This window comes from Luteibacter sp. ME-Dv--P-043b, from assembly GCF_030209605.1.
Taxonomy (GTDB): Bacteria; Pseudomonadota; Gammaproteobacteria; order Xanthomonadales; family Rhodanobacteraceae; genus Luteibacter.
In genome coordinates this window covers 22,743-46,732 of record NZ_JARVRT010000021.1, presented here as the reverse complement: position 1 = coordinate 46,732, position 23,990 = coordinate 22,743, and the positions used below count along the sequence as shown (strand labels likewise).

Here is a 23,990-nt window from a genome sequence, read left to right as displayed (position 1 = left end):
AGGGTTGCCCCATGGACCTGCGCAAGATCAAGAAGCTCATCGACCTGCTCGAGGAATCGAACCTCGCGGAGCTGGAAATCAAGGAAGGCGAGGAAGTCGTCCGCCTGTCACGCGTGCCCAAGGGCACGGCCGTCGCCCAGCCGATGTACGCGGCACCGCCCGCGCCGGCGCCTGTCGCCGCCGCACCGGTAGCCGCCGCTGCCGCGCCCGCTCCGGCCGCCGAACCCGGCCTGCCGGCCGGCCATGTGGTCAAGGCGCCGATGGTCGGTACGTTCTACGCCGCCTCCACCCCCGGCTCACCGGCGTTCGCCAGCGTGGGCCAGCAGGTCAAGGCCGGCGAGACGCTGGGCATCATCGAAGCCATGAAGATGTTCAACCAGATCGAAGCCGACGTGGCCGGTACGGTCGTCGCGGTCCTGGTCGAGAACGGCCAGCCGGTCGAATTCGACGAACCGATGTTCGTCATCGCCTGAGGCCACACCCATGCTCGAGAAGGTCGTCATCGCCAACCGCGGCGAAATCGCGCTGCGCGTGCTGCGCGCATGCCACGCGCTGGGCATCAAGACGGTCGCGGTGCATTCCACCGTGGACCGCAACCTGAAACACGTCGGCCTGGCCGATGAATCGGTGTGCATCGGCCCGGGCCCCTCCGCCGAAAGCTACCTGAACATTCCGCGGATCATCGCCGCCGCCGAGATCACCGACGCCGCCGCGATCCACCCGGGCTACGGCTTCCTGTCCGAGAACGCGAACTTCGCGGAGCAGGTCGAGCAGTCGGGCTTCATCTTCATCGGCCCCACCGCCGACGTCATCCGCCTGATGGGCGACAAGGTCGAGGCAATCCGCGCCATGAAGGCCGCCGGCGTGCCGTGCGTGCCCGGCTCCGGTGGCCCGCTGGGCGATGACGTGGACGAGAACGCGCGTATCGCGCTGGAGATCGGCTACCCGGTCATCATCAAGGCGTCCGGCGGTGGCGGCGGTCGCGGCATGCGCGTCGTGCGCACCGAGGCCCACCTCGCCAACTCCATCGTCATGACCAAGCAGGAAGCCAAGGCGGCTTTCAGCAACGATCAGGTCTACATGGAGAAGTTCCTGGAAAATCCGCGCCACGTGGAGATCCAGGTGCTGGCCGACGGCCAGGGCAATGCCGTCCACCTGGGCGAACGCGACTGCTCGATGCAGCGCCGCCACCAGAAGGTGGTGGAAGAAGCCCCGGCACCGGGCATCACGCCGGAACTGCGCGCGGAAATCGGCAAGGTCTGCGTCGATGCCTGCCTGCGTATCGGCTATCGCGGCGCGGGCACGTTCGAGTTCCTGTTCGAAGGTGGCCGCTTCTACTTCATCGAGATGAACACCCGCATCCAGGTGGAGCATCCGGTGACGGAGCTGGTCACCGGCATCGACCTCGTGCGCGAACAGCTGCTGATCGCCGGCGGTGAGAAGCTGTCCATCCGTCAGGAAGACATCGTGCTCACCGGCCATGCCATCGAGTGCCGCGTCAACGCCGAAGACCCCGACACCTTCATGCCCAGCCCCGGCACGGTGAAGCGTTTCGAGGCGCCGGGTGGCCCGGGCGTGCGCGTGGATACCCACCTGTACGACGGCTACCGCATCCCGCCCAACTACGACTCGATGATCGGCAAGATCATCGTGCACGGCCCGGATCGCGCCACCGCCATCGCGCGCATGCGCATGGCACTGAACGAGACGGTGATCGAAGGCGTGAAGTGCAACATCCCGCTACAGCAGCGCATCATGGCCGACGTCGGCTTCCAACTCGGTGGACAGAACATCCACTACCTGGAAAAACGCATGGCCGAACAAAAGGAAACGCCGCCCTCGGCGTGATACGAAAATCCCGCCAACCGGCGGGATTTTTTTTGCATGCGCATCGGCAACCGTGCCACAACGGCAACGGCGACCGTCGTAGGAGCGCACGATGTGCGCGACATGTCTTCGCGGTGACCATGGGCTGGCGCGCCAACTCCATGTCTCGGCCTCAACACATGTCGCGCACATCGTGCGCTCCTACGCCACGCGGATCCCCTGGGGTAATCAACGCTTCCGGAGGCCGCTGATGCGGACCCAGTCTTCCAGCTGGCGGATTTCCAGGTTGTCGAACCATTCCGCATAGCGCGTCAGCAGTTCCTCGTGCTGGCCGAAGAGGATGCCCGAGATCGCGAACGGCGCGCCCGGCTTCACGGCCGCGGCGAAGGTCGGCGCGAGATCGCCGAGGGGGCCGGCAAGGATGTTCGCCACCAGCACGTCGGCGAGTTCGACCGGTGCTTCGCCTGGCAGGTAGACGGCCAGGTCGGCCTGTACGCCATTGCGCTCCGCGTTGTCGTGCGAGGAGACGATGGCCTGCGGGTCGTTGTCGATGCCCACGGCACGCACGGCGCCCAGCTTCAGTGCGGCGATGGCGAGGATGCCCGAGCCGCAACCGAAGTCCAGCACCGACTTGCAGGCCAGCTGCTGGCCGTCCAGCCACTCCAGGCACATCGCCGTGGTCGGGTGCGTGCCCGTGCCGAAGGCGAGGCCGGGATCGAGACGGACGACCACGATGTCGCCATCGACCGGCGGTTCGATGTTCGACGGATACACCCACAGGCGACGACCGAAGGGCATCGGCTTGTAGTCTTCCATCCACACACGCGTCCAGTCCTGGTCGCCCACGTCACGCCATGCGATCTGCGCGGGCTCGATGAAGGGCAGGTCGTCGGCGATCGCCGCCGTGAGGCCGCGACGATCGGCGTCCGCCTCGAACAGCGCGTTCAGCACGATCTGGTTCCACAAGGGCAGCTCGCCCACGCCCGGCTCGAAGATGGCTTCCTCGTCGGGCGTTTCGGCGTCCGCGTCCTGCAGGGTGATGGAGAGTGCGCCCAGGTCCTCCAGCGCGGCTTCGACGCGCGGCTGCTCGGCGGCGCGGATCGTCAGGGAAAGTTCGAGCCAGGGCATGGGGTAGCCAATCGGTGGGCGGGGAGACGATTCTAGCGGGCCCGCACGTTATGATCGAACGATGTACACGCAGTGTCCCGGGTGCCTCACCGTCTACAAGCTCGACGCCGCGGCGCTCGTGCCCGCCTGCGGCTGCGTGCGTTGCGAGCATTGCGACACGGTGTTCAACGCGCTCGGCACCCTGGCGGCGCAGCTGCCGCCCGAGCCGTTCACGCGACTTCAGGAACATGCGCTGGACCGCGAGCCGCCGACGGCCGGCGTGGCGGTGTTCCGCCCGCGCGCACTGCCCGACGAGCCGTTACCGGTCGCCCCCTCACCGGCGGACGACGAGCCGGGCGACGACGCCACTGACTTCTCCGGCCTCACCTTCACGCCGCGGTTCGCGCGACGGCCGCGCCGTTCGTGGCGCACCGCGATGTGGGTGGTCGTCTGCGTGGCGCTGATGCTCGGCCTGGGCGCACAGCTGGCCTGGGCCAAGCGCGACGTGCTCGTCGCCGATCCCACCGTGGGCCCGCTGCTGGCGGCGGGTTGTGCCGTCGTCGGCTGCCACCTCCCGCTGGTCGCGGCGCCGTCCCAACTCCGCCTGCTGGCGCGCGATGTCGAGCAGCATCCCTCCGTGCGCGACGGGCTGCTGATCACTGCCAGCGTACGCAACGACGCCTCGTTCGCGCAGCCCTACCCCGTCGTCACCATCGTGCTTGCCGACGCCAACGGCCAACGCCTGGCCATGCGGCGATTCCAGCCGGCCGATTACGTCGGCGACGCGGATGTGCGCGAGCGCGGCCTGCCTGGCGGGGCCACTACCGCGATGGTGTTCGAGGTGCAAGACCCGGGCCAGCGCGCGGTCGCCTTCGCGTTTTCGTTCGACTGAACCGGCAAATAAATTTTCTTTTTGCAAGCCTGCACTTCACCGCCCGGGACGAGTACACTCGGTTCCCTTCGCGACGCCAGACCCCCGTTCACGGCGTGTCCCAGTCGTAGCCCAAGCGACCATCATCATCAAGAACCGACCGAGGACCCGCGCCCCGGCCTGCGAGAGGGGAATGCCTTGAACGCTGTGAGACTGACTGCCGGCGAGGCCGCCAACGAGACCTCCATGCAGAGCGCCCTCAGCGAATGCGTCAGCCGCACCGTGCTTCGTTACCTCGCCGACATCGGCGACACCGAAGGCGGTGAAGGCCTGCATGCCCTGGTCATCCGCGAGGTCGAAGGCCCGCTGCTGCGCGAGGTGCTGGCCTTCCACGAAGGCAACCAGAGCCGCGCCGCCGTCGCGCTGGGCATCAATCGTGCCACCCTCCGCAAGAAGCTGGCGGCCCACGGCCTGTCCTGAGTGCCGCCACGGCCAAGCCGCACGGCCATCCGGGCGGCTATAATGGAGCGCTTTCCGCCCCGGAAGTGCCCATGCCCACGCCCGATCTCGTTCCCGTCCGCCGCGCGCTCGTCAGCGTTTCCGACAAGCAGGGCCTGACGGAACTCGGCCGCCGCCTCGCGGCCGCGAACATCGACATCCTCTCCACCGGCGGTTCCGCCAAGGCACTGCGCGATGCCGGCATCCCCGTGCGCGATGTGGGCGATCTCACCGGCTTCCCGGAAATCATGGCGGGTCGCGTGAAGACCCTGCACCCGCGCGTGCACGGCGGCCTGCTCGGCCGCCGCGGCACCGACGACGCCGTGATGGCCGAGCACGGCATCCTGCCGATCGACCTGCTTGTGCTGAACCTGTATCCGTTCGAGCACACCGTGGCCGATCCCGCATGCTCGCTGGATGACGCGATCGAGAACATCGACATCGGTGGTCCCGCCATGTTGCGTGCCGCCGCCAAGAACTGGAACGACGTCGGCGTGCTGACCGACCCCGCGCAATACGACGCCGCGCTCGCGGAGATCGAAGGCCGGGGCGGTTTATCCCGCGCCACGCGTTTCGCGCTATCGGTGGCTGCGTTCAACCGGGTGTCCAGCTACGATGCGGCCATCAGCGATTACCTGTCCGGCGTGACCCTCGACGACACGCACACCACCGTCGCCTCGCGCGCCGAATTCCCGCAGCAGTCCAACGGACGCTTCGTCAAGGTCATGGACCTGCGCTACGGCGAAAACCCGCACCAGGCCGGCGCGTTCTATCGCGACCTGTACCCCGCGCCCGGCACGCTCGCCACGTTCCGCCAGCTGCAGGGCAAGGAACTGTCGTTCAACAACATCGCCGATGCGGATGCCGCGTGGGAATGCGTGCGCCAGTTCGATGCGCCGGCCTGCGTCATCGTCAAGCATGCCAACCCCTGTGGTGTCGCCGTTGCCGCCGATCCGCTCGCCGCGTACGAACTCGCCTATGCCACCGACCCCACTTCGGCTTTCGGCGGCATCATCGCGTTCAACCGTCCGCTGGATGCGGCCACGGCGAAGGTGATCCTGAAGCGTCAGTTCGTCGAGGTGCTGATCGCTCCGGCCGTGGATGCGGGCGCGGTGGAAGAAGCGACGAAGAAGGCGAATGTGCGCGTGCTCGAGATTCCGCCGGGTGAAGGGCGTAATACGCACGACGTGAAACGCGTCGGCTCCGGCCTGCTGGTGCAGACCGCCGATCACCGCCAGGTGGGCCGCGACGAACTGACCGTGGTCAGCAAGCGCCAGCCCAGCGCACAGGAAATCGATGACCTGCTGTTCGCCTGGCGCGTGGCCAAGATGGTCAAGTCCAACGCGATCGTCTACGCGAAGGACAACCGCACGGTCGGCATCGGCGCCGGGCAGATGAGCCGCGTGGTCAGCGCGAAGATCGCCGGCATCAAGGCCGAGGAAGCCGGCCTCACGGTGCCCGGCAGCGCCATGGCCTCGGACGCGTTCTTCCCCTTCCGCGACGGCATCGACGCCGCCGCCGCCGCGGGCATCCGTGCGGTCATCCAGCCCGGTGGTTCCATGCGCGACAGCGAGGTGATCGCCGCCGCGGACGAGAACGACATGGCGATGGTGTTCACGGGCGTGCGCCACTTCCGGCACTGAGCTCCTGCACCGGGTCGCGGCGCAGCGCATAGCGCCGCGCCAGCACCGCGCAGGTCATCAGCTGGATCTGGTGGAACAGCATGATCGGCAGCACGATCAGCCCCAGCGGGTGGCCGGCGAACAACACCTTCGCCATCGGCACGCCGGACGCCAGGCTTTTCTTCGAGCCGCAGAAGACAATGGTGATCTCGTCTTCCGCGGCGAAGCCTAGCGCCCGCGCCCCGTAGCGCGTGGCCAGCAGCGCACAGGCCAGCAGCACGATGTTCACCAGCACCAGGCCGCCCAGCACCGGCGGCGGCAACTGGTGCCACAGGCCCTGCAGCACCGCCGCGCTGAACGCGGTGTAGACCACGAGCAGGATCGAACCGCGATCGACATACGTCAGCAGCGTGGCGTGCCGACGCACCCAGCCACCGATCCAGCGCTGCGCCACCTGCCCGGCCACGAACGGCACGAACAACTGCAGCACGATGGCCCCGACCGAATGCCACGACAGGCCGCCCTGCCCGGTGCCGGCAATCATCGCGCCGACCAGCAGTGGCGTAATGAAGATACCGAGCAGGCTCGACGCGGAGGCCGAGACGATCGCCGCAGGTACGTTGCCCCGCGCGATCGAGGTGAAGGCGATGGACGACTGCACGGTGGAGGGCAGCGTGCACAGGAACAGGATGCCCAGGTAAAGGTCCGGCGTCACCAGTGGCGACAGGATCGGCTTCAGCAGCAGGCCCAGCAGCGGAAACAGGATGAACGTGCTGGCCAGCACGGTCAGGTGCAGGCGCCAGTTCGTCATGCCCGCCACCACGGCCTCGCGGGACAGCTTGGCGCCATGCAGGAAGAACAACAGGGCGATGGCGATGTCGGTCACGACCTCGAACACACCGGCTGCAGCGCCGCGGCAGGGCAGCAGGCTGGCCAGGACCACAGTGGCGATCAGGGACAGGGTGAATCCGTCGGGAAGGAAACGGCGCATGGCGATCAGCCTGGGAATATCGAGGCACCCATTGCAGCGCCGGTCGCTTGATAAGACAAATCGTTTTATCTGATCCGGTGATACATTAATCGCATGAATGTCTCCCTGCGCCAGTTGCGTGCGTTCCTCGCCGTCGCGGACCAGCGGCATTTCCGGCGTGCGGCCGACGCACTGCACCTCACCCAGCCGGCCGTCAGCCGCCTGGTGGCCGACCTGGAAAGCGAGCTGGACGTCCGCCTGTTCGATCGCAGCACGCGCGAGGTCGTGCCCACCGAGGCCGGCCGCTACCTGGAGCAGGCGCTGGCCCGGGTGCTCGACGAACTGGACGGGGTGCTCGCGCATGCCCGCACCCAGGCCGATCCGTTACGCGGCCGTGTCCGCCTCGCGGCGGTGCCCACCCTGGCGGCCGGGCTGGTGCCACCCTGCATCGCCTGGTGCGCGCGGCACCACCCGGCGCTGGAGATCATCCTGCGCGACCAGAACCAGGCCCAGGTGCTGGATGCCGTGCGTGGCGGCGAGGTGGACTTCGGCCTGACGGTGGAGCCGGCCACGGTGGAAGAATTCGACACCGAGACACTCATGCAGGACCCGTTCGTCGTGGTCTCGCCCCCGGACCATGCCTTTGCCACGCGTCGCACCGTGCCGTGGGAGGCCTTGGCCGATCAGCCGCTGGTGCTGCTGGATCATGCATCGGGCAGCCGCCGCCTCATCGATGCCGCGTTCGCGCGGGCGAACATCCCCATGCGGGTCGTGCTCGAGGTCGGTCATCCCCATACCGCCTTCCGCATGGTGGAAGCGGGGCTCGGCATCACCGTCACGCCCCGGCTTTCGCTGGATGCCCTGCGCTCCGGCCTGGTCGCCACGCCGCTCACGCCACGACGCGGCCGCGCGGTGACACTGGTGCGGCGTCGCGCGCGCTCGCTGTCGCCCCCGGCGCAGACGGTATGGGAAGCCTTTCGCGACATCGCGCTCACGCGGACTTAATCGCGCTCACGCGGACTTAAACGGGCGTTGCGCATGCTCGGCGCTTTACCGCAGGAGCCCGCCGATGAGCTACGCGCTTTACTACTGGACCGGACTGCAGGGCCGCGGCGAATTCGTCCGCCTGTGCCTGGAGGATGCCGGCGCCACGTATACCGACGTGGCACGCGTCGAAGGCAACGAGGCGATGACGTCCTTCCTCGAAGGCCAGCATGAGGGTGCGCTGCCGTTCGCGCCACCGTTCCTCACGTCAGGCCACCTGGTGATCGCGCAGGTCGCCAATATCCTGCAGTACCTCGGCCCGCGACACGACCTGGTGCCGGAAAGCGAGTCCAGGCGCCTGTATGCCCATCAACTCCAGCTGACCGTCAGCGATATCGTGGCCGAGGCGCACGATACGCATCACCCCGTATCCACGGCGCAGTACTACGAGGACCAGCGCGACGAGGCGAAGAAGCGCGCGAAGGACTTTCGTGAACAGCGTATTCCCAAATACCTGGGCTATTTCGAGAAGGCACTGGAGCGTGGTGGCGGCCGGTTCGTGCTGCACCAGCATTCCTACGTCGACCTGTCGTTGTTCCAGCTGATGGCGGGCCTGGAATACGCGTTCCCTAAAGCGATGGCGAAGCAGGAGCTGCCGCTGCTGCGCGATCTGGCCCGGCGTGTGGCTGACCGCCCGAACATCGCCGCCTATCTGGCCTCCGATCGCCGCGTGCCATTCAACACCACGGGTATTTTCCGCCACTACCCCGAACTGGACGGCTGAGCGTCCTACCAGGCGTGGCCAGCGTCACGCCCCCTGATCCAGGGGCATGACGCTGGCGCTCGTCGATCAGTTCCTGTCGACGGGCTTGGGCGCCGCGCCCCATTCGTAGACCTTGTAGTAAACCGGATTGACCGGACCGTTCTTCGGGTCGTTGTGCAACTTGCCGTCCGGGTCGGCCATGTACGTCTGCGGCACGCCGTTCTTGGGCGTCACCACGACCATGAACAGCCGGCCACCCGTACGGTATTCCTCAACGCGGTCGTCGCCCTGCTGGCGCACGGTCACCTGCGGCGCCTGCTGGCCGCGCGCATCCACCGCGCCGTGGTCCTGCATGGCCGGCAGGTCGACCGGCGAGCGCACGCCCTGGGCATCGGAGGTCGCCGGAGTGGACTTGCCGTCCTGGGCCTCGTCGTAGGTGACCGGGCGGTCCACGGGCTTCTGGCCTGAGCGGTCCGGCTCGCCGGGTTTGACGCCCGGATCGTTCAGGCCCGGCGGCGGCGGCAGCGGCGCGAACTTCGTGGCGGTCTGGGCGAAGGCAGGCAGCGCCAGGGCGAGGGCAAGCGCAGCGACGAGGATGGGCGAGCGGTTCATGGGATGTCTCTCCTGGCGGGGTGCCGAGAATAGCAAGCCGACACCGGCTTTCCACGTGAACGAACCCTGCGCGACCGGCCATGAGAGAATCCGGGGATGCCTACACTCACGCTCATCGACGGGTCCTCGTACCTGTATCGCGCCTTCCACGCGCTGCCGCCCCTGACCAACGCCTTCGGCGAGCCCACGGGCGCACTGTTCGGCATCGTCAACATGTTGCGCACGACGATGAAATCCGGCCCCGACTACGTGGCGTTCGTCTGCGATGCGCCAGGGCGCACGTTCCGCGACGATCTCTACCCGGAGTACAAGGCCAACCGTCCGTCGATGCCGGACGACCTGCGCGCCCAGGTCGAGCCCATGATGAAGATCGTCGGGGCGCTCGGCTTCCCCATCCTGTGCGTGCCCGGCGTGGAGGCAGACGATGTGATCGGCACGCTGGCCCGCCAGGCCGCCGAGCAGGGCATCGACACGATCATCTCCACGGGCGACAAGGATTTCGCGCAGATGGTCGGCAAGCACACGCTGCTGATCAACACGATGACCAACACCACGCTGGATACCGACGGCGTGATCGCAAAATTCGGCGTGCGCCCGGACCAGATCGTCGATTACCTCTCGCTCATGGGCGACAGCATCGACAACGTGCCGGGCGTTGAAAAATGCGGCCCGAAAACCGCCGCCAAGTGGCTGGCCGAGTACGGCAACCTCGACGCCCTGCTCGCCAACGCCGACAGGATCGGCGGCAAGATCGGCGAGAACCTGCGCGCGGCCATCCCGCGACTGCCGCTATCGCGCGAACTGGTCACGATCCGCACCGACGTGCCGCTGGAATTCGCCCCCGTGGACCTCGCCCTGCGCGATCGCGACGTGGAAGCACTGCGCGAGCTGTATGCGCGCTACGACTTCAAGGCGGCGCTGAAGGATCTCGACGCCGGTGTCGATGCGCCGGTGCGTGGTGCCGGGGCCATCGCCGCTTCGCCGGCCGGCGCGCTCGTCGCCACCCCCGACGCGTCGCTGTCGCACGCGGGCGAGTACGAACTGGTCCTCACCGAGGCCCGTTTCGCCGCGTGGCTGGAGAAGCTCGAGACCGCCACGCTGATCGCCTTCGACACGGAAACCACCAGCATCGATGCGATGCAGGCGGAGATCGTCGGCGTCTCGCTCGCGGTGGAACCGGGCAAGGCGGCGTACATCCCGCTCACCCACGATTATCCCGGCGCGCCGGCGCAGCTGCCGAGGGATCACGTGCTGGGCGCGCTCAAGCCGATCTTCGAAGACCCGCGCCGTCGCAAGGTGGGCCAGCACGGCAAATACGATATCAACGTGCTGTCGCACTACGGGATCGAACTGCGCGGGCTGGCACACGACACCATGCTGGAGTCGTACATCTTCAACGCCACCGCCACGCGCCACGACATGGATTCCCTGGCGCAACGTTACCTGGGCTACACCACGATCAAGTACGAGCAGGTGGCCGGCAAGGGCGCCAAGCAGATTCCGTTCTCGCAGGTGGACTGCGACACGGCCTGCCGCTACGCCGCGGAGGATGCCGACATCACGCTGCGCCTGCACCACGCGCTGTGGCCGAAGCTGGAAGCCGAGCCGTCGCTGCGTGATGTCTACCAGGACATCGAGATCCCGCTGGTGCCCGTGCTGGCGAAGATGGAACGCACCGGCGTCTTGATCGATGCGCACGTGCTGCGCCTGCAGAGCCAGCAGCTGGGCAAGCGCATGCTCGAACTGCAGACGCTGGCCCATGCCTCGGCGGGTCACGAGTTCAACCTGGATTCGCCCAAGCAACTGCAGGCCGTACTGTTCGACGAACTGGGCCTGGCCGCGAAGGTCAAGACACCCACGGGCCAGCCGTCCACGAACGAGGAAGCCCTGGAGGCGATCGCCGAGACCCACGAGCTGCCGCGCCTGATCCTGGAGTACCGGGGCCTCGCCAAGCTGCGCTCCACGTACACCGACAAGCTGGCCGGCATCGTCAATCCGCGCACGGGCCGCGTGCACACCAGCTATCACCAGGGCGCCGTGGCCACCGGCCGGCTGAGTTCGTCCGACCCCAACCTGCAGAACATCCCCGTGCGCACCGAGGAAGGCAGGCGCATCCGCCAAGCCTTCGTCGCCCCGCCCGGCTGGCGCATCGTCGCGGCCGATTACTCGCAGATCGAACTGCGCATCATGGCCCACCTGTCGGGTGACGAAGGCCTGGTGCGCGCCTTCCGCGACGGCGGCGACGTGCACCGCACCACGGCGGCCGAGGTGTTCGGGGTGACCGCCGCGGAGGTCACCACCAACCAGCGTCGCGCCGCCAAGGCGATCAACTTCGGCCTGATGTACGGCATGAGCGCCTTCGGACTGGCCAAGCAGCTCGGCGTGGACCGTGGCGAAGCGTCCGATTACATGGCGCTGTATTTCGCCCGCTACCCGGGCGTGCGTGCCTTCATGGACGCCACGCGCGAGCAGGCGCACCGCGACGGCTTCGTCCAGACCCTGTTCGGCCGCCGCCTGTACCTGGACAACCTCACCTCCCGTAACCAGGCCTTCCGTGCTGGCGCCGAACGCGCGGCCATCAACGCGCCCATGCAGGGCACCGCCGCGGACATCATCAAGCGCGCCATGATCGTCGTGGCCGCGTGGATCGCCCCGCGCGACGATGTACGCCTGCTCATGCAGGTGCACGATGAACTGGTCTTCGAAGTACGCGAGGACGCGGTTGACGAGATCCGGGCCGGCATCGAAACGCACATGACGGCGGCCGCCACGCTCAGCGTGCCCCTGCAGGTGGACATCGGCGTGGGCGCGAACTGGGACGAGGCGCATTGAGCCTACCTACAACCGATTGATTGGGAAGGGGAAATAATTATTCCCCAACTTTCTTTCGGTCAGACTGAAACTTTGTCCGTATTCGGGCGTCTATATATTCGGGCGCACGCAACGGCGTCCCATCGGTGGGTTCCACCTCCCTGGGACCACCCTCAGGACGACCCGATCATCCCCTGGATCGGGTTATCCACCCCACCCCGGCGGCTCCCCTGGCCTCCGGGGTTTTTTTTGGTCCTTCACCATGACCGTGAAAGGCGGCGCGAATCGTCTTGAAGACGTATTCGAGGCCGTGAACGCGGCGTCCGCTCAGTGAACTGGCCAAACGACACGGTTGCCACTAGCCCAAACAACTGCGCGTTTTGGCGGCGATGTTGATACAGCCCATAATTGGGCGATCACATCACAGGACTAAAGGGAATCGACGATGGAACTGGATCACATTTTTATCTGTGTGGATGATGACGGTCGAGGCGCTGATGCGCTGACAGCCCTTGGACTCATCGAAGGAGCACCGAACACACATCCAGGCCAAGGCACTGCCAATCGGAGATTCTTCTTCCGAAATTCTTTCATCGAGCTTTTACATCTTGTCGATGAGTCAGAAGCTCAAAGTCAGTTAACAGCACCAACCCAGCTCTTTGATCGCTTCAAGTGCGCGGATGGAGTCGCCGCGCCCTTCGGCGTTTGCTTCAGACCATCCACCGCAGGCGAGAAGCCAGCATTTCCGGCTTGGGAGTATCGACCTGTTTACTTACCACCTGCCCTGAAAGTCGACGTGGGATATGCGCCTGTATCCGAACCGATGTGGTTTTTTCTTTCGTTTGCCAGGAGACCCGATGAGGCTCCGATTGAGCGCGCCCAGCCGTTAGAACACGCCAACGGCTTTCGCGACATGACATCTGTACGGGTTACCACCCCCTACAGCCAGGCTTTTTCTGCACCCGCCAATTGCGCAAACCAGCTGCAAGGATTTGACATTGCTCATGGCGATGAGCATCTAGTCGTATTGGAAATCGATCATGGCGCAAGCGGCCAGACACACGACTTACGTCCAGGGTTACCGATGATTATAAACTGGTGATGTAAAGCCAAGTCATACGTAAAAAAGCTTTTTTTGGTGCTGGGGCCGCCGCTCACGGATCGAGGCGTACCCAGCGTTTGTCGACTTTCGCGCAAACGTGGTCGCCACCGCTCGGGCAGAGGCCGAGCCGGCCGGATGTCTGTGCGGCGTTGATCTGCTTCACCCAGCGCGTGGCACGCGATGCCTCGTGTGCTTCCCATAGCGCATAGCCCGCGACGCCGATCAACGCGACCGACCCCAGCGCCGACACAGCGAACGCCTTCCACGCAAAAGCCGCCTGCAGCTTGCCCACCGAAAGCATGCGCGCCTCAAGCCGCTGGGCCGCACCCTCCAGCCGACGTTCCGATGCGCGCACCACCTCGCTAAATCGCTCGATCGCCTTACGGGTGCCGCCGTCCAACGCGTCGCTGGCCGCGCGATGCACGCCCGCCGATACCTGCTCCGAGGCCGCCAGCGATTGTTGCGCCTGCAGGCCCATGGCCTGGCTCGCGCGCATCGTCTCGCGTGCCACCCCGTCCATGCGCTTCTCAATCCGGTCCGTCACCGCCGCCAGTTTCACCGTCAGCGACCTCACATCCTTTTCGTCCATGTATCGCTCCTTACATCGTCATACTCATTACCGGACCCTGCTGAGCCTGCGCTTGTGCCTGTGCCTGCTGCAGGGCCAGATCCTGCTGGCGATTCGCTTCCTGGCCGGCTTGCAGGAACGCCTGGTCCTCCGGGGATTGCAGGTATTCCTGGCCAATCGTTTCGAACGCCTTGTCGTCGTTGGCAACCGTTGCCGCGTAGAGACGTTCAAAGGGATCGTCGCTCACGGCGGTGAGTGGACGATCGAACGTTCCGAAAGGCGCCTGCGTCCAATCACGTTTTGGAAGCTCCCGTGAGATCTCTTTGTTCAGATCACTCCCGGGCACGGGATCACGGATGGTACGAAAGTCGTTCGGCGTGAGGATCGGTAGGTAACTGTGCTTCCCATCCACCCCATGTGGCTCGAGGTGACCGATGTGCCCGTGCGTGCGCTGGATGCCAGCATGATTCAACGCGGCCCACGTGTAGTCCACGCAATTGTTTCGAATGTCTTTGTAGGTCAGGTCGAAGCCGAAGCGGCCGGGGTTTGGGCCGAACTCGTATAACTTGTCGTACTGATCCTTTGATATCTCCATCGTTCTCTCAAAGAATGGATCCATATATCGCTTATCGTCATCATTAAACGGCCTTCCAGGACCATTGATATCGCCGTGACTTTCCGGAGCAAATCCCCAGCTCTTTTTTTCAACCCCGTCGGTTATGGTGTAAAAAACGTGACCCGTGATAGATCGATCCATAGCCGAGATATCCACCGCCGCGGCTCCACGGTCTCCACGGATCGGAGTTCCGGGAGCGGCGGCGTGAATAGTTACCGTGTATCGCCGATTATCCATTAGTCACCTTATTTTCCATGGGGGAATTCGCGTTCGACTGTCAGCCAAGTCGGAACGGCTCCTAAGATCGGCATATCCGACACGGTCGATACCTCGATTCGATAACGTCCATAATCAGGAAAGCGAAAAGACACGACCTGCATATGCGCAACGTCTCGGAGCTGTCCACTTGACGATACGTACGCGATGTCTGTTCCTCGCTCACACATCGAAGGCAGGAATGTATAGGTGTCAGTTCGGATGTCGTAATCGAAGTCGTAATCGTTGACGTCGACGGGAATTTCACTGCCCTCGACCTGGCGGAAGATTCGCACCCGGAGATAAAGCCTGGCTTTGGGCGGAGATCCTCGCAGTTGGTCCGCCGGCCCATGCAAACTTCCATCCTTTATGTAGAAGCCAACCATGTAGACGTTGTGGATGTTTGCGTTGTCCGGAGTAATGGTTACAGGAATGCTTACAGATTCCCCCGCCCTGCTCGCATCGAACCGCACAGATGCAAGCGGAGGAAAAGAGCCCTTGTGACATGCGCCGACGCACCACGCCAGCCCAAGAACTACCGCCGTACGTGTCAACGCCCGGACAAGGACGCCGCTCCTGGCACTAGACATTCGCAGTCGCTTTCTCGACGCGCCCACCACTACTGCGCAGACTTTGAAGGTGCCCCCTCTCGCATCCGTGCACTCGTCACTTGCCATGACGGTACTGTCGTTCAACAGTCAACCACGATGCAATCGGCTCGAAGATCACTAGATCGTCAACCGTTTCGACATCAAACCGATAGCTCCCATAATGTGGAAGCTTGAAAAATACGATCTCCATATCGACGATATCGCGCCGGGTGCCATGTATATCGACGTTGAAAACGTCTGGTCCGTAAGCACGGGCGGCTTCAACGCTCCCGTCTTGATTGTCGTAGTCATGAAGGACGACATCCTCCTCTCTGCCTTTCTCGCCCATGGACACCAGTCTCACTTTTAAGAACAGGTGTGCACCCCGCGGCCTGCTCCAGAACATGAGCAACGGATCGCCCATCTCTGGCATGAGGTATTTGAAGGAGAGCATGTACGTGTACTCCAGCGGAGCAGACGGAGGCACCGTGAACGGAATGCTCAAGAAGTTTCCAGTTCGTGCCACGGAAAACGGTGCGCTCGCAAATGGCGGCACAGCCTTATCGGCACAGCCAGACAACACCGCGCATACAGCCACCATGGCCAACATCGACTTCCTCATACCGCGCTCCCTTGTCGAGTTGCGGAGCATGCCGATATGCGGCCGCCCTGTAAACACCTAAAGTATTGAGAAATAAGGACATTGAGAGTGTTCTCACGAAGGCGCGCCATCTAGATCGCTACATAACGCGCTCGTTGCGCCGAACGAGCACAGACCATCCCCACGCCGCCCTCACATTCGTCAACGCATGCTCCCGCCACCGATCAAAACAGGGAAAAACCACATGCGCGCAGGTCTTATCGTCGTTGGCATCATTCTTGTCGCGGCAGGTATCTGGGTCACCATCGGCAACGGCAGCTACCAGAAGACCGACACTGTCGCGTCGATCGGCTCGGCCAAGATCGAGGCCACCCATGACAAGTCCATCCCGCAGTGGGTGGGTATCGCGGGTATCGTGATCGGTGGCATCGTCGCCGTCGCGGGTATCGCCCAGAAGCGTTAAGCAGCCGGGCCACGGTGGGAGCCCATTCGCTACACTAGGCGGATGGATGTATCCCACCTTCTCGACGATCTCAACGACGCCCAGCGGGAGGCCGTCAGCGCCCCTCCCGGGCATTACCTGATCCTCGCGGGCGCCGGTTCCGGCAAGACCCGCGTGCTGATCAACCGGATCGGCTGGCTGACCCAGGTCGAGCGTGTGCCGTCCTGGGCCATCCTGGCGGTCACCTTCACCAACAAGGCCGCAGGCGAGATGCGCTCCCGCCTGGATGGCATCATCCCGGGCGGCACGCAGGGACTCACAGTCGGCACCTTCCACGGCATCGCGCATCGCCTGTTGCGGCGCCACTGGCGTGAAGCCGGGTTGGTGGAAGGCTTCCAGATCCTCGATTCCGACGACCAGCAGCGCCTGATCAAACGGGTGATCGCCGGCATGGGGCTGGACGAAGCGCGCTTCCCGCCGCGCCAGGCCGCCTGGCAGATCAACAACTGGAAGGACGAAGGCAAGCGCCCCGACGGCATCGAGCACCGCGACCATCCGGTGACGCGCACCTTCGTCGAGGTGTACAAGGCCTACGAGCAGCAGTGCCAGCGCGCCGGTCTGGTGGATTTCGCCGAGTTGCTGCTGCGCGCGCACGAGTTGTGGCTGAAGGATCCCCAGGTTCTCAAGCACTACCAGGACCGCTGGCGCTACCTGCTGATCGACGAGTTCCAGGACACCAATACGCTGCAGTACGCCTGGATCCGCGTGCTGGCGGGCAGCACCGGGCAAGTGTTCGTCGTGGGTGACGACGACCAGGCCATCTATGGCTGGCGCGGTGCGAAGGTGGAGAACGTGCAGCAGTTCCTGCGCGATTTCCAGGGCGCGAAGACGATCCGCCTCGAGCAGAACTACCGCTCCACGTCCACCATCCTCAACGCCGCCAACGCCGTCATCGCGCGCAACGGCGGCCGCCTGGGCAAGCAGCTGTGGACCGACGGCGGCGCGGGCGAGCGCATCGCGCTGTACGCGGCCTACAACGAGCAGGACGAAGCGCGCTTCGTCATCGAGCGCATCCGCGAGCACGTGGCCGAGCACGGCAACGCGCGCGATTGCGCCATCCTCTATCGCTCCAACGCGCAGTCGCGCAACTTCGAGGAACAGCTGATCCAGCGCGACCTGCCCTACCGTGTCTACGGGGGCCTGCGCTTCTTCGAGCGTGCCGAGATCAAGGACGCCCTGGCCTACCTGCGCCTCGCCTCCAACCGCCACGACGACGCCGCGTTCGAGCGCGCCGTGAACACGCCGCCGCGCGGCATCGGCGACCGCACGCTCGACGAACTGCGTCGCCGTGCACGCAGCGACGGCAGCTCGATGTGGGAAGCCACGCTGACCGAGGCCTCCATCGGCGGCCTGGCCGGGCGGGCCAAGAATGCCCTGAAGGCGTTCATCGGCCTGATCGACAACCTGGCGCGCACGTTCGGCGGCCACGACAACGTCAGCGGCGACGAATCCCCCACCGCGCTCAACCTGGCCGAGCAGATCGAGCACGCGATCCTGCACACCACGCTGCGCGATTTCTACGAGAACGACAAGCGCGGCAACGGCGAGGCGCGCGTCGAGAACCTCGACGAGCTGGTCAACGTGGCCAGCCGCTTCGAGATGACGCCGGAGGACATCGACGCCGGCCTCAACGAACTCTCCGCCTTCCTCTCGCATGCCACGCTGGAAGCCGGCGAAGGCCAGGGCGAGGCCTGGGACGATTGCGTGCAACTGATGACGCTGCACTCGGCCAAGGGCCTGGAGTTTCCTGTGGTGTTCCTGGTCGGCATGGAGGAAGGCCTGTTCCCGAGCCAGCGCTCAACCGAGGAAGAAAACCGCCTCGAGGAGGAACGCCGCCTGGCCTATGTCGGCATCACACGCGCGCGTGAACGGCTGTTCCTCTCCCATGCGGAGTCCCGGCGCATGCACGGTACCGAGATGCTGGCGCGGCCCTCGCGCTTCCTCGGCGAGATCCCGCCCGAGCTGATCGACGAACTGCGCCCCCGCGTGCAGGTGTCGCGTCCTGCCTACGCCGACCGCTTCTCGGGTGGTTCGTCACTGGAGGAGGCCTCGCCCATCCGCCTCGGCCAGCGCGTCAGCCATCCGAAGTTCGGCGAAGGCACCCTCGTCAGCGCCGAAGGTGCGGGTTCGCACATGCGCGTGCAGGTGAACTTCGAGGATGCCGGCAGCAAGTGGTTGGTTTACGCTTACGCCAATCTGACCGTGTTGTAAGGGGCGCCAGGGCCATCGATCGGCCGGGGCCGCAACGCGGCCCATGGACGCCGGGGGAAAACGATACATGATCGTCGGGATCGATCTGGGCACCACCAACAGCCTCGTGGCCGCATGGGTCGACGGCGTGCCTCGGCTCATACCGAATGCGCTCGGTCGCACGATCACGCCGTCCTGCGTAGGCATCGACGACGACGGCCGTGTCCTGGTCGGCGAAGCCGCCCGCGAGCGCCTGCAGACCCATCCCCAGCTCACCGCCTCGCTGTTCAAGCGTTACATGGGCAGCACGCGCTGCGTGCGCCTGGGCGACCGCGACTACCGCCCGGAAGAACTGTCCGCCCTCGTGCTGCGCTCGCTGAAGGCGGACGCGGAGGCTCACCTCGGCCAGCCCGTCACCGAGGCGATCGTCACGGTGCCGGCGTATTTCTCCGATGCCCAACGCAAGGCGACGCGTCTTGCCGGCGAACTGGCCGGCCTGAAGGTGGAGCGGCTGCTCAACGAGCCCACTGCGGCCGCGCTCGCTTATGGCCTGCACGACGACGGCGGCGAAACCCAGTTCCTGGTCTTCGATCTGGGCGGCGGCACCTTCGACGTATCGGTGCTGGAGATGTTCGACGGCGTGATGGAAGTGCGGGCGAGCGCCGGCGACAACATGCTCGGCGGTGAGGATGTCACCGCACTGATCGTAGATCTCGCCTTTACCCAGGGCCTGCCCGAAGCGGCGCGCAACGATGCCGTATTCATGCAGCGCCTGTCGGCCCGCGCCGAGGTCGCCAAACATGCGCTGACGACCCGCGGAAGCGTTGCCTTCGAGATGGCCTGGCAGGACACCGCGGTGCTGGTTGCGGTCGACACCGGCATGCTGGAGACGGCGGCGCAGCCGCTGCTCAACCGGCTCTGGCGCCCGATCGAGCGGGCCCTGCGCGACGCGCGCATTCGCGCAGCCGACCTGGACAACATCGTGCTGGCCGGCGGCGCCACGCGCATGCCGATGATCCGCGCGCTGGTCACGCGGATGTTCGGCCGTTTTCCCGCGGTGGGTCACAACCCCGATGAAGTGGTCGCCCTCGGCGCCGCCGTGCAGGCCGGCCTGAAGATGAAGGACAAGGCGCTCGACGAGCGGGTGATGACGGATGTCTGCCCTTACACGCTCGGCACCGAGGTAGCCCGCTTCCTCGACGACGGCTCGCAGACGCCCGGCTTCTACGCGCCGGTGATCGAACGCAATGCCGTAGTGCCCGTGAGCCGCGTGCAGCGATTCGTTCCGGTATCGCCGCAGCAGAAGCAGATCCGCATAGGCATCTACCAGGGCGAGTCGCGCATGGTCCGCGACAATATCGCGCTGGGCGAGGTTACCGTGCCGCTGTCGCCCGGCCCCGGTCATGCCGAGGGCGTGGATGTACGGTTCACCTACGACGTCAACGGCCTGCTCGAGGTGGAAGTAACCGTAGTGGCCACGGGTGAGGTGGCGCGCGCGGTGATCGAGAGCGGCGATGCGCACATGTCCGCCGACGAGGTGGCCCGGCGCCTGGCCGCACTGGCCGAACTCAAGATCCATCCGCGCGACACGCTGGAGAACCGCACCCTGCTGGCGCGGGCAGACCGGCTCTACGAACAGCTGCTGGGTGAGGTTCGCGAGCGTCTCGGCGAGCGCATCCTGCGCTTCGAGCAGGTGCTGGCCACCCAGGACCCTCGGCTGATTTCCCGGGACAGTACCGCGTTCCGCGAAACGGTGGACGCCATCGAACACGACCACCGCTTCGCCGTGCCACCCTCGGAATGAGCACGCCCCCGTCGACACCGTGGCACCTGGAGGCGCTGGGCCTGCCCGCGCACGCCGACCGCGTGGCGGTCCGCCGCGCCTATGCGGCCGCACTGCGCCGTATCGACCCGGCGGTGGACCCGCGGGGGTTTGCGCACCTGCGCGAGGCTTACGAGGCGGCCCGCGCGTGGTGCGAGGCCATGGCCGCCGACGCTGCGGCAGCGGAAGCTGCCGTCGAGGCGCCAGCGGAGATGCCGTGCGAGGCGGTCGACCCTGTCGACGCACCACCGTCCGGCAACGCACCGGCCGATGTCGCCGTCCCGTCGGGTGACGACGTGGATGACGAGGCCGTCGCTTCCGCGACCGATCCCACGATTGCCCTGGCCTGGCGATTTGCCGCTGACGTGGCGGCGCAGACGCCCGATGAAGTGGCGACATCGCTCACGCAGGCCCTGGCGGAAGTACGCACGCAGTACATCGACGCGCCCGGACGCTTCGAGGAACACCTGATCGACCTGATCGGCCTGCAGCGCATCAGCCATCGCGCGGCGGTGTTCGCGGCGATGGAGGAGCAGTGCCACTGGCGTGAGGTCGGCCACCTGGCGTCCCTCGGCGAACGCGGCCGCTGGATCGAAACCGTAATGGTGCAGCGCGACGCCTGGGCCCAACTCGCCAGCGACTGGCGCGAGGCGTGGCTGGCACGCTTCGTCCGTGCGGAAGCGGGCCTCGATCGCTCGCTGCTGCGAGACTGGCCCGACGTGGCGCGACTCCACCAGCGCTACCCGGCCTGGATCGGCCTGCACCTTTCCGCGGCCACGCTGAGCGCATGGCAGGCATTGTTCGACGCACAATCGCCCTCGACGCGCGACGAGCTGACGCGCATGGCCGCGCCGGATTCGGCCTACCTGCCCGCCCATGTGGTCCGGGCACGGCAGCGATCCGGGCAACGGTCCACCCGGCTGACCGTCAGCGGATTCGTGTTGGCCGCGCTGGTGGGCATCGCCAACCTCGTCTCCACCGGCTTGCGCCAGGGCGGTACCGCACCTTACGGCTATTCCACGCTGCCCGCGGACACGCCGCGCCAGTGCGTCGAACTCTACGTCGAACTGGACGCACCCGATGCGCTGAAAGACCGATCACCCGAGGACGTAAAACGCCTCAAGACACGGGCCGATCGCTGCGCGGATGCGGGGCACTGGCATCCGCCGGCGCCCCCTCGCTGATTCAGGGCGACAGCCGCGGCACGCCGTGCTGGTCGCGCTCTTCCACTGCGGTCACGCGGGTATCGATGCGACGCGTGCGCACCTCGGGCAGTGCCTCGGTCGCCTCGCCACGCGCAAGCGCCAGGGCATTGCGATAGCAACGCTGGGCAATGTCGGCGTGATCCTCACCCACGTACACGTCGCCCAGGGCCTCCCAGGCGTCGGCACTCGGCGCGATGGCAAGCGCCCGCTCGAGGTACGGCCTGGCCTTGCCCCACAGGCGCACGCGCACACACATGCGGCCCACGGCGGTCAACAAGGCGGCATCGTTGGGATGCGTGTCGATCCAGGCTTCCGCCTTGCGCAGCCGCTGGTCGATGTCTTCGGCGCCCATGCCGCCGTATGTCGCGACCAGGGTCGGCGACCACTCGCGACGCAGCGCGGTTTCGATCTCGTCCATGGCGGCCATGGTCTGGCCATGCCGTGCAGCGTGCCGCGCGTAGGCGTCGACCACGGCGGGCAGGCGGCGCTGGCCCTTCGGCAGTTGCGACCAAGCCGCGGACAACGAGGCACCATCGGGCGTGCCGGCGATGTACGCGGCCACGACGCGCGACTCAAGCTCGGCCATGGCGCGTGTACCCAGTTCACCGCTCTTCTGCAGCGGCTCGACGGCCCGCAGCGCATTACGCGTGTCGCCCGTTTCCAGCGACGCCTCGGCGAACTCGATCCAGCCCGCGGGCGTAAGCGCACCGCTGTCGGCTTCGGGCGCCAGCAAGGCCGTGGCTTCCGCCGCCCGGCCCGCACGACGCAACAGACGTGCGCGCAGCACGCGCGCCGCACGGGGCGTTTCCTGCGCTGCCTGGTCCAGTGTTTCCAGCGCACGCGTGGATTCGCCATGCCGCTCCGCTGCTTCCGCGGCCGCCAGCAGCGCCGGGCCGCGGACCGAGGGATAACGCGCCGCGCGGTTGAGGTCGCGCTCGGCTTCGCCGTGGCGGCCTTCGACCAGCGACACCAGGCCATCGGACAGGCGCCGGCGACTCAGGTGGCGATGACGCCGTGTCATGGCGCCGAACGGCCAGCGGATCAGGGCGACCAGCAGCGTGATGGCGGCCCATGCCAGCAGGAGGATGGCCACGGCCGTGACCACGGTCATCTGCACATTGGTGCCGCGCAGATGGATGAGCACATAGCCCGGGTCGTCCGCCACCCAGTGCCACGCGAACGCGGCGATGGCCGCCACGAGAATCAGACCGACGATCCAGCGCCAGAGCTTCATGGCGTGGCCTTCGGCGCGGACGCCGCCGAGGTGGCGGGCACGGGCGCGGCAGGGGGCGTCGCGTTGGGGGCCACCGGAGTCGCCGTTGCGGCAGGTGCCGACGTGCTGCCGGCATGGGCCGGGGCCGCGGTGTCACCGCCCTTGAGGGCGTGCACCGAGCGGAGACTGCGCAGTTCGGTCAGCGCGGCACCAAGCTTAGGCTGGTTACCCTTCGAAGGGCTGGCGAGCAGCGCGGCCACCCGCGACCGGGCCGCCTGCACCGCGGGCGATGCCGCATCGAAGCGGGCGGACAGGGCGGCATCCACGCGCTTGAGCGCGGCCTGCCGACCCGTGTCGTCATAGGCCAGCACCGCCGCTTCGGCGTTGGCGACATCCAGGGCCGCCAGTTCGCGAGCGATACGATCGTCCGCCAGGCCCAGCGGCGTGCCGTCGTCATGGCTGACCTTGACGATGCTGCCAAGTGCGTCGCCGGCACGCTGCCAGAAACCGCGATCCTGCGCGGCGTCGGCCGGGGTGTCGGTGTTCCTCAGCGGCAGCGTGGGCAGCTGCGCGCGCAGGTCCGCCAGCGCCGCCAGATCGCTGGCCCGCGCCGGCGGTGCGATCCCGTTCAGCGCCTCGCGCTCGGCGGACAGGCTTTGGCGCACCGCGGAGAACGCGGCATCGTTCACCGCGGCCAGCGTCGTGTCGGCCAGGTCATAGGCGGCCAGCGCCCCGTTGGCGTCACCGAACAGGGCGAAGCGTTCCTTTGCCATGCGCAGCAGCGACTCGGCCTCGTCGAGCAGCATCGCATCGTGGCCGCTCAGGCTGCGCTCGGACAGGTTCGCCACCGCGTCCTCGAGATTTTTCGTACGCTCGGACATGCCCTGGATGGCCTCACGCGCCGAGCGGTTCACGCCATCGGCATCGCCCACGCGGCGGCGAAGATTGGCGTTGTCGTCGCGCAGGCCGTCCACCGCGGCTTGCAGCGTGTCGACCTGACCACGCAGGCCGTTGGCGGCGCCGATGTCCTGGCGCATGGTCCAGACGGTCCAGCCCGCATAACCGGCGGCACCCAGCGCGGCCAGCGAGAACAGGATCGCTATCGCCAGTGCACCGCTGCCGCGGCGTGGCGCGGGATCGGGCGCACGCGTGACGCGCGCGGTCGGGGGCACGGCGGCCGGGGCGGGCTGCGCCGGAACGGAATCGCTCAGGGGGGTCTCGGTCGTCATGGGGCGCATGCTAGCAGGCCATACGCCAACGC

21 protein-coding genes are annotated in these 23,990 nt (G+C 66.3%); 13 read left to right on the top strand and 8 right to left on the bottom strand.

Annotation, left to right across the window (positions count from 1 at the left end; genetic code table 11):
- Window positions 1–11: 11 nt before the first annotated feature.
- Together accB and accC are read left to right on the top strand one after the other, a co-directional pair.
- Complete coding sequence (gene accB / locus QRN34_RS13475; RefSeq protein WP_285405141.1) at window positions 12–473, top strand: acetyl-CoA carboxylase biotin carboxyl carrier protein; 462 nt, start codon at window positions 12–14, stop codon at window positions 471–473.
- A 10-nt stretch (window positions 474–483) separates the two neighbouring features.
- Window positions 484–1,848 carry an acetyl-CoA carboxylase biotin carboxylase subunit gene (gene accC / locus QRN34_RS13470; RefSeq protein ID WP_036137929.1) on the top strand — a complete coding sequence of 455 codons (1,365 nt, stop codon included), beginning with the start codon at window positions 484–486 and terminating at the stop codon, window positions 1,846–1,848.
- Window positions 1,849–2,055: 207 nt separating this feature from the next.
- Here the strand turns inward: accC and prmA are convergent, their stop codons facing one another.
- Window positions 2,056–2,955, bottom strand: a complete 900-nt coding sequence (gene prmA / locus QRN34_RS13465) for a 50S ribosomal protein L11 methyltransferase (protein ID WP_285405140.1) — start codon at window positions 2,953–2,955, stop codon at window positions 2,056–2,058.
- Between the two features lie 61 nt (window positions 2,956–3,016).
- Here prmA and QRN34_RS13460 point away from each other — a divergent pair, with 61 nt between their 5' ends.
- The 3 genes from QRN34_RS13460 (at window position 3,017) to purH (ending at window position 5,946) form a co-directional block, all read left to right on the top strand.
- Window positions 3,017–3,826, top strand: a complete 810-nt coding sequence (locus QRN34_RS13460; RefSeq protein ID WP_285405138.1) for a zinc-ribbon and DUF3426 domain-containing protein — start codon at window positions 3,017–3,019, stop codon at window positions 3,824–3,826.
- A 225-nt stretch (window positions 3,827–4,051) separates the two neighbouring features.
- On the top strand, window positions 4,052–4,285 hold the full coding sequence (locus QRN34_RS13455; RefSeq protein WP_051938476.1) for a helix-turn-helix domain-containing protein: 234 nt from the start codon (window positions 4,052–4,054) through the stop codon (window positions 4,283–4,285).
- A 71-nt stretch (window positions 4,286–4,356) separates the two neighbouring features.
- Window positions 4,357–5,946: a bifunctional phosphoribosylaminoimidazolecarboxamide formyltransferase/IMP cyclohydrolase gene (gene purH / locus QRN34_RS13450; protein ID WP_285405136.1), complete on the top strand. Its 1,590-nt coding sequence runs from the start codon at window positions 4,357–4,359 to the stop codon at window positions 5,944–5,946.
- Here purH and QRN34_RS13445 read toward each other — a convergent pair.
- On the bottom strand, window positions 5,918–6,922 hold the full coding sequence (locus QRN34_RS13445) for a bile acid:sodium symporter family protein (protein ID WP_285405294.1): 1,005 nt from the start codon (window positions 6,920–6,922) through the stop codon (window positions 5,918–5,920). The two genes, purH and QRN34_RS13445, sit on opposite strands and share 29 nt — an antisense overlap.
- 87 nt (window positions 6,923–7,009) lie before the next feature.
- Between QRN34_RS13445 and QRN34_RS13440 the strand changes: the two genes are divergently transcribed.
- A complete protein-coding gene (locus QRN34_RS13440; protein ID WP_285405134.1) occupies window positions 7,010–7,900 on the top strand; it encodes a LysR family transcriptional regulator in 891 nt (296 codons plus the stop codon).
- Window positions 7,901–7,964: 64 nt separating this feature from the next.
- The gene (locus tag QRN34_RS13435; protein WP_285405133.1) at window positions 7,965–8,663 is read left to right on the top strand and encodes a glutathione S-transferase; all 699 of its coding nucleotides are present in this window, start codon (window positions 7,965–7,967) and stop codon (window positions 8,661–8,663) included.
- 66 nt (window positions 8,664–8,729) lie between these two features.
- Here the strand turns inward: QRN34_RS13435 and QRN34_RS13430 are convergent, their stop codons facing one another.
- Window positions 8,730–9,254: a DUF2782 domain-containing protein gene (locus QRN34_RS13430; RefSeq protein ID WP_285405131.1), complete on the bottom strand. Its 525-nt coding sequence runs from the start codon at window positions 9,252–9,254 to the stop codon at window positions 8,730–8,732.
- 96 nt (window positions 9,255–9,350) lie between these two features.
- On the opposite strand from QRN34_RS13430, the gene polA reads away from it, so the two are divergent.
- Both polA and QRN34_RS13420 read left to right on the top strand, forming a co-directional pair.
- A complete protein-coding gene (gene polA, locus QRN34_RS13425; protein ID WP_285405129.1) occupies window positions 9,351–12,086 on the top strand; it encodes a DNA polymerase I in 2,736 nt (911 codons plus the stop codon).
- A gap of 424 nt (window positions 12,087–12,510) precedes the next feature.
- Window positions 12,511–13,167, top strand: a complete 657-nt coding sequence (locus QRN34_RS13420) for a VOC family protein (RefSeq protein WP_285405128.1) — start codon at window positions 12,511–12,513, stop codon at window positions 13,165–13,167.
- Window positions 13,168–13,219: 52 nt separating this feature from the next.
- On the opposite strand, the gene QRN34_RS13415 is transcribed toward QRN34_RS13420, so the two are convergent.
- From QRN34_RS13415 to QRN34_RS13405, 3 genes are all read right to left on the bottom strand, one after another.
- Window positions 13,220–13,756, bottom strand: a complete 537-nt coding sequence (locus tag QRN34_RS13415; RefSeq protein WP_285405126.1) for a hypothetical protein — start codon at window positions 13,754–13,756, stop codon at window positions 13,220–13,222.
- A gap of 10 nt (window positions 13,757–13,766) precedes the next feature.
- Window positions 13,767–14,492 carry a hypothetical protein gene (locus QRN34_RS13410; RefSeq protein ID WP_285405124.1) on the bottom strand — a complete coding sequence of 242 codons (726 nt, stop codon included), beginning with the start codon at window positions 14,490–14,492 and terminating at the stop codon, window positions 13,767–13,769.
- A 780-nt stretch (window positions 14,493–15,272) separates the two neighbouring features.
- Window positions 15,273–15,818 carry a hypothetical protein gene (locus QRN34_RS13405; protein WP_285405122.1) on the bottom strand — a complete coding sequence of 182 codons (546 nt, stop codon included), beginning with the start codon at window positions 15,816–15,818 and terminating at the stop codon, window positions 15,273–15,275.
- Between the two features lie 223 nt (window positions 15,819–16,041).
- Here QRN34_RS13405 and QRN34_RS13400 point away from each other — a divergent pair, with 223 nt between their 5' ends.
- The 4 genes from QRN34_RS13400 (at window position 16,042) to QRN34_RS13385 (ending at window position 21,495) form a co-directional block, all read left to right on the top strand.
- Window positions 16,042–16,260, top strand: coding sequence for a hypothetical protein (locus QRN34_RS13400; RefSeq protein ID WP_036137951.1), 219 nt, complete (start codon window positions 16,042–16,044; stop codon window positions 16,258–16,260).
- A gap of 42 nt (window positions 16,261–16,302) precedes the next feature.
- Window positions 16,303–18,510, top strand: coding sequence for a DNA helicase II (gene uvrD / locus QRN34_RS13395; RefSeq protein WP_036137954.1), 2,208 nt, complete (start codon window positions 16,303–16,305; stop codon window positions 18,508–18,510).
- A gap of 67 nt (window positions 18,511–18,577) precedes the next feature.
- Window positions 18,578–20,293 (top strand): molecular chaperone HscC, encoded by a 1,716-nt coding sequence (locus tag QRN34_RS13390; RefSeq protein WP_285405119.1) that lies wholly within the window; start codon window positions 18,578–18,580, stop codon window positions 20,291–20,293.
- The gene (locus tag QRN34_RS13385; RefSeq protein WP_285405118.1) at window positions 20,290–21,495 is read left to right on the top strand and encodes a hypothetical protein; all 1,206 of its coding nucleotides are present in this window, start codon (window positions 20,290–20,292) and stop codon (window positions 21,493–21,495) included. Before QRN34_RS13390 ends, QRN34_RS13385 begins: the two co-directional genes overlap by 4 nt.
- Window position 21,496: 1 nt before the next feature.
- Here the strand turns inward: QRN34_RS13385 and QRN34_RS13380 are convergent, their stop codons facing one another.
- Together QRN34_RS13380 and QRN34_RS13375 are read right to left on the bottom strand one after the other, a co-directional pair.
- Window positions 21,497–22,750, bottom strand: a complete 1,254-nt coding sequence (locus QRN34_RS13380) for a heme biosynthesis HemY N-terminal domain-containing protein (protein WP_285405116.1) — start codon at window positions 22,748–22,750, stop codon at window positions 21,497–21,499.
- Window positions 22,747–23,958: a uroporphyrinogen-III C-methyltransferase gene (locus tag QRN34_RS13375; protein WP_285405115.1), complete on the bottom strand. Its 1,212-nt coding sequence runs from the start codon at window positions 23,956–23,958 to the stop codon at window positions 22,747–22,749. Before QRN34_RS13375 ends, QRN34_RS13380 begins: the two co-directional genes overlap by 4 nt.
- Window positions 23,959–23,990 lie beyond the last annotated feature (32 nt).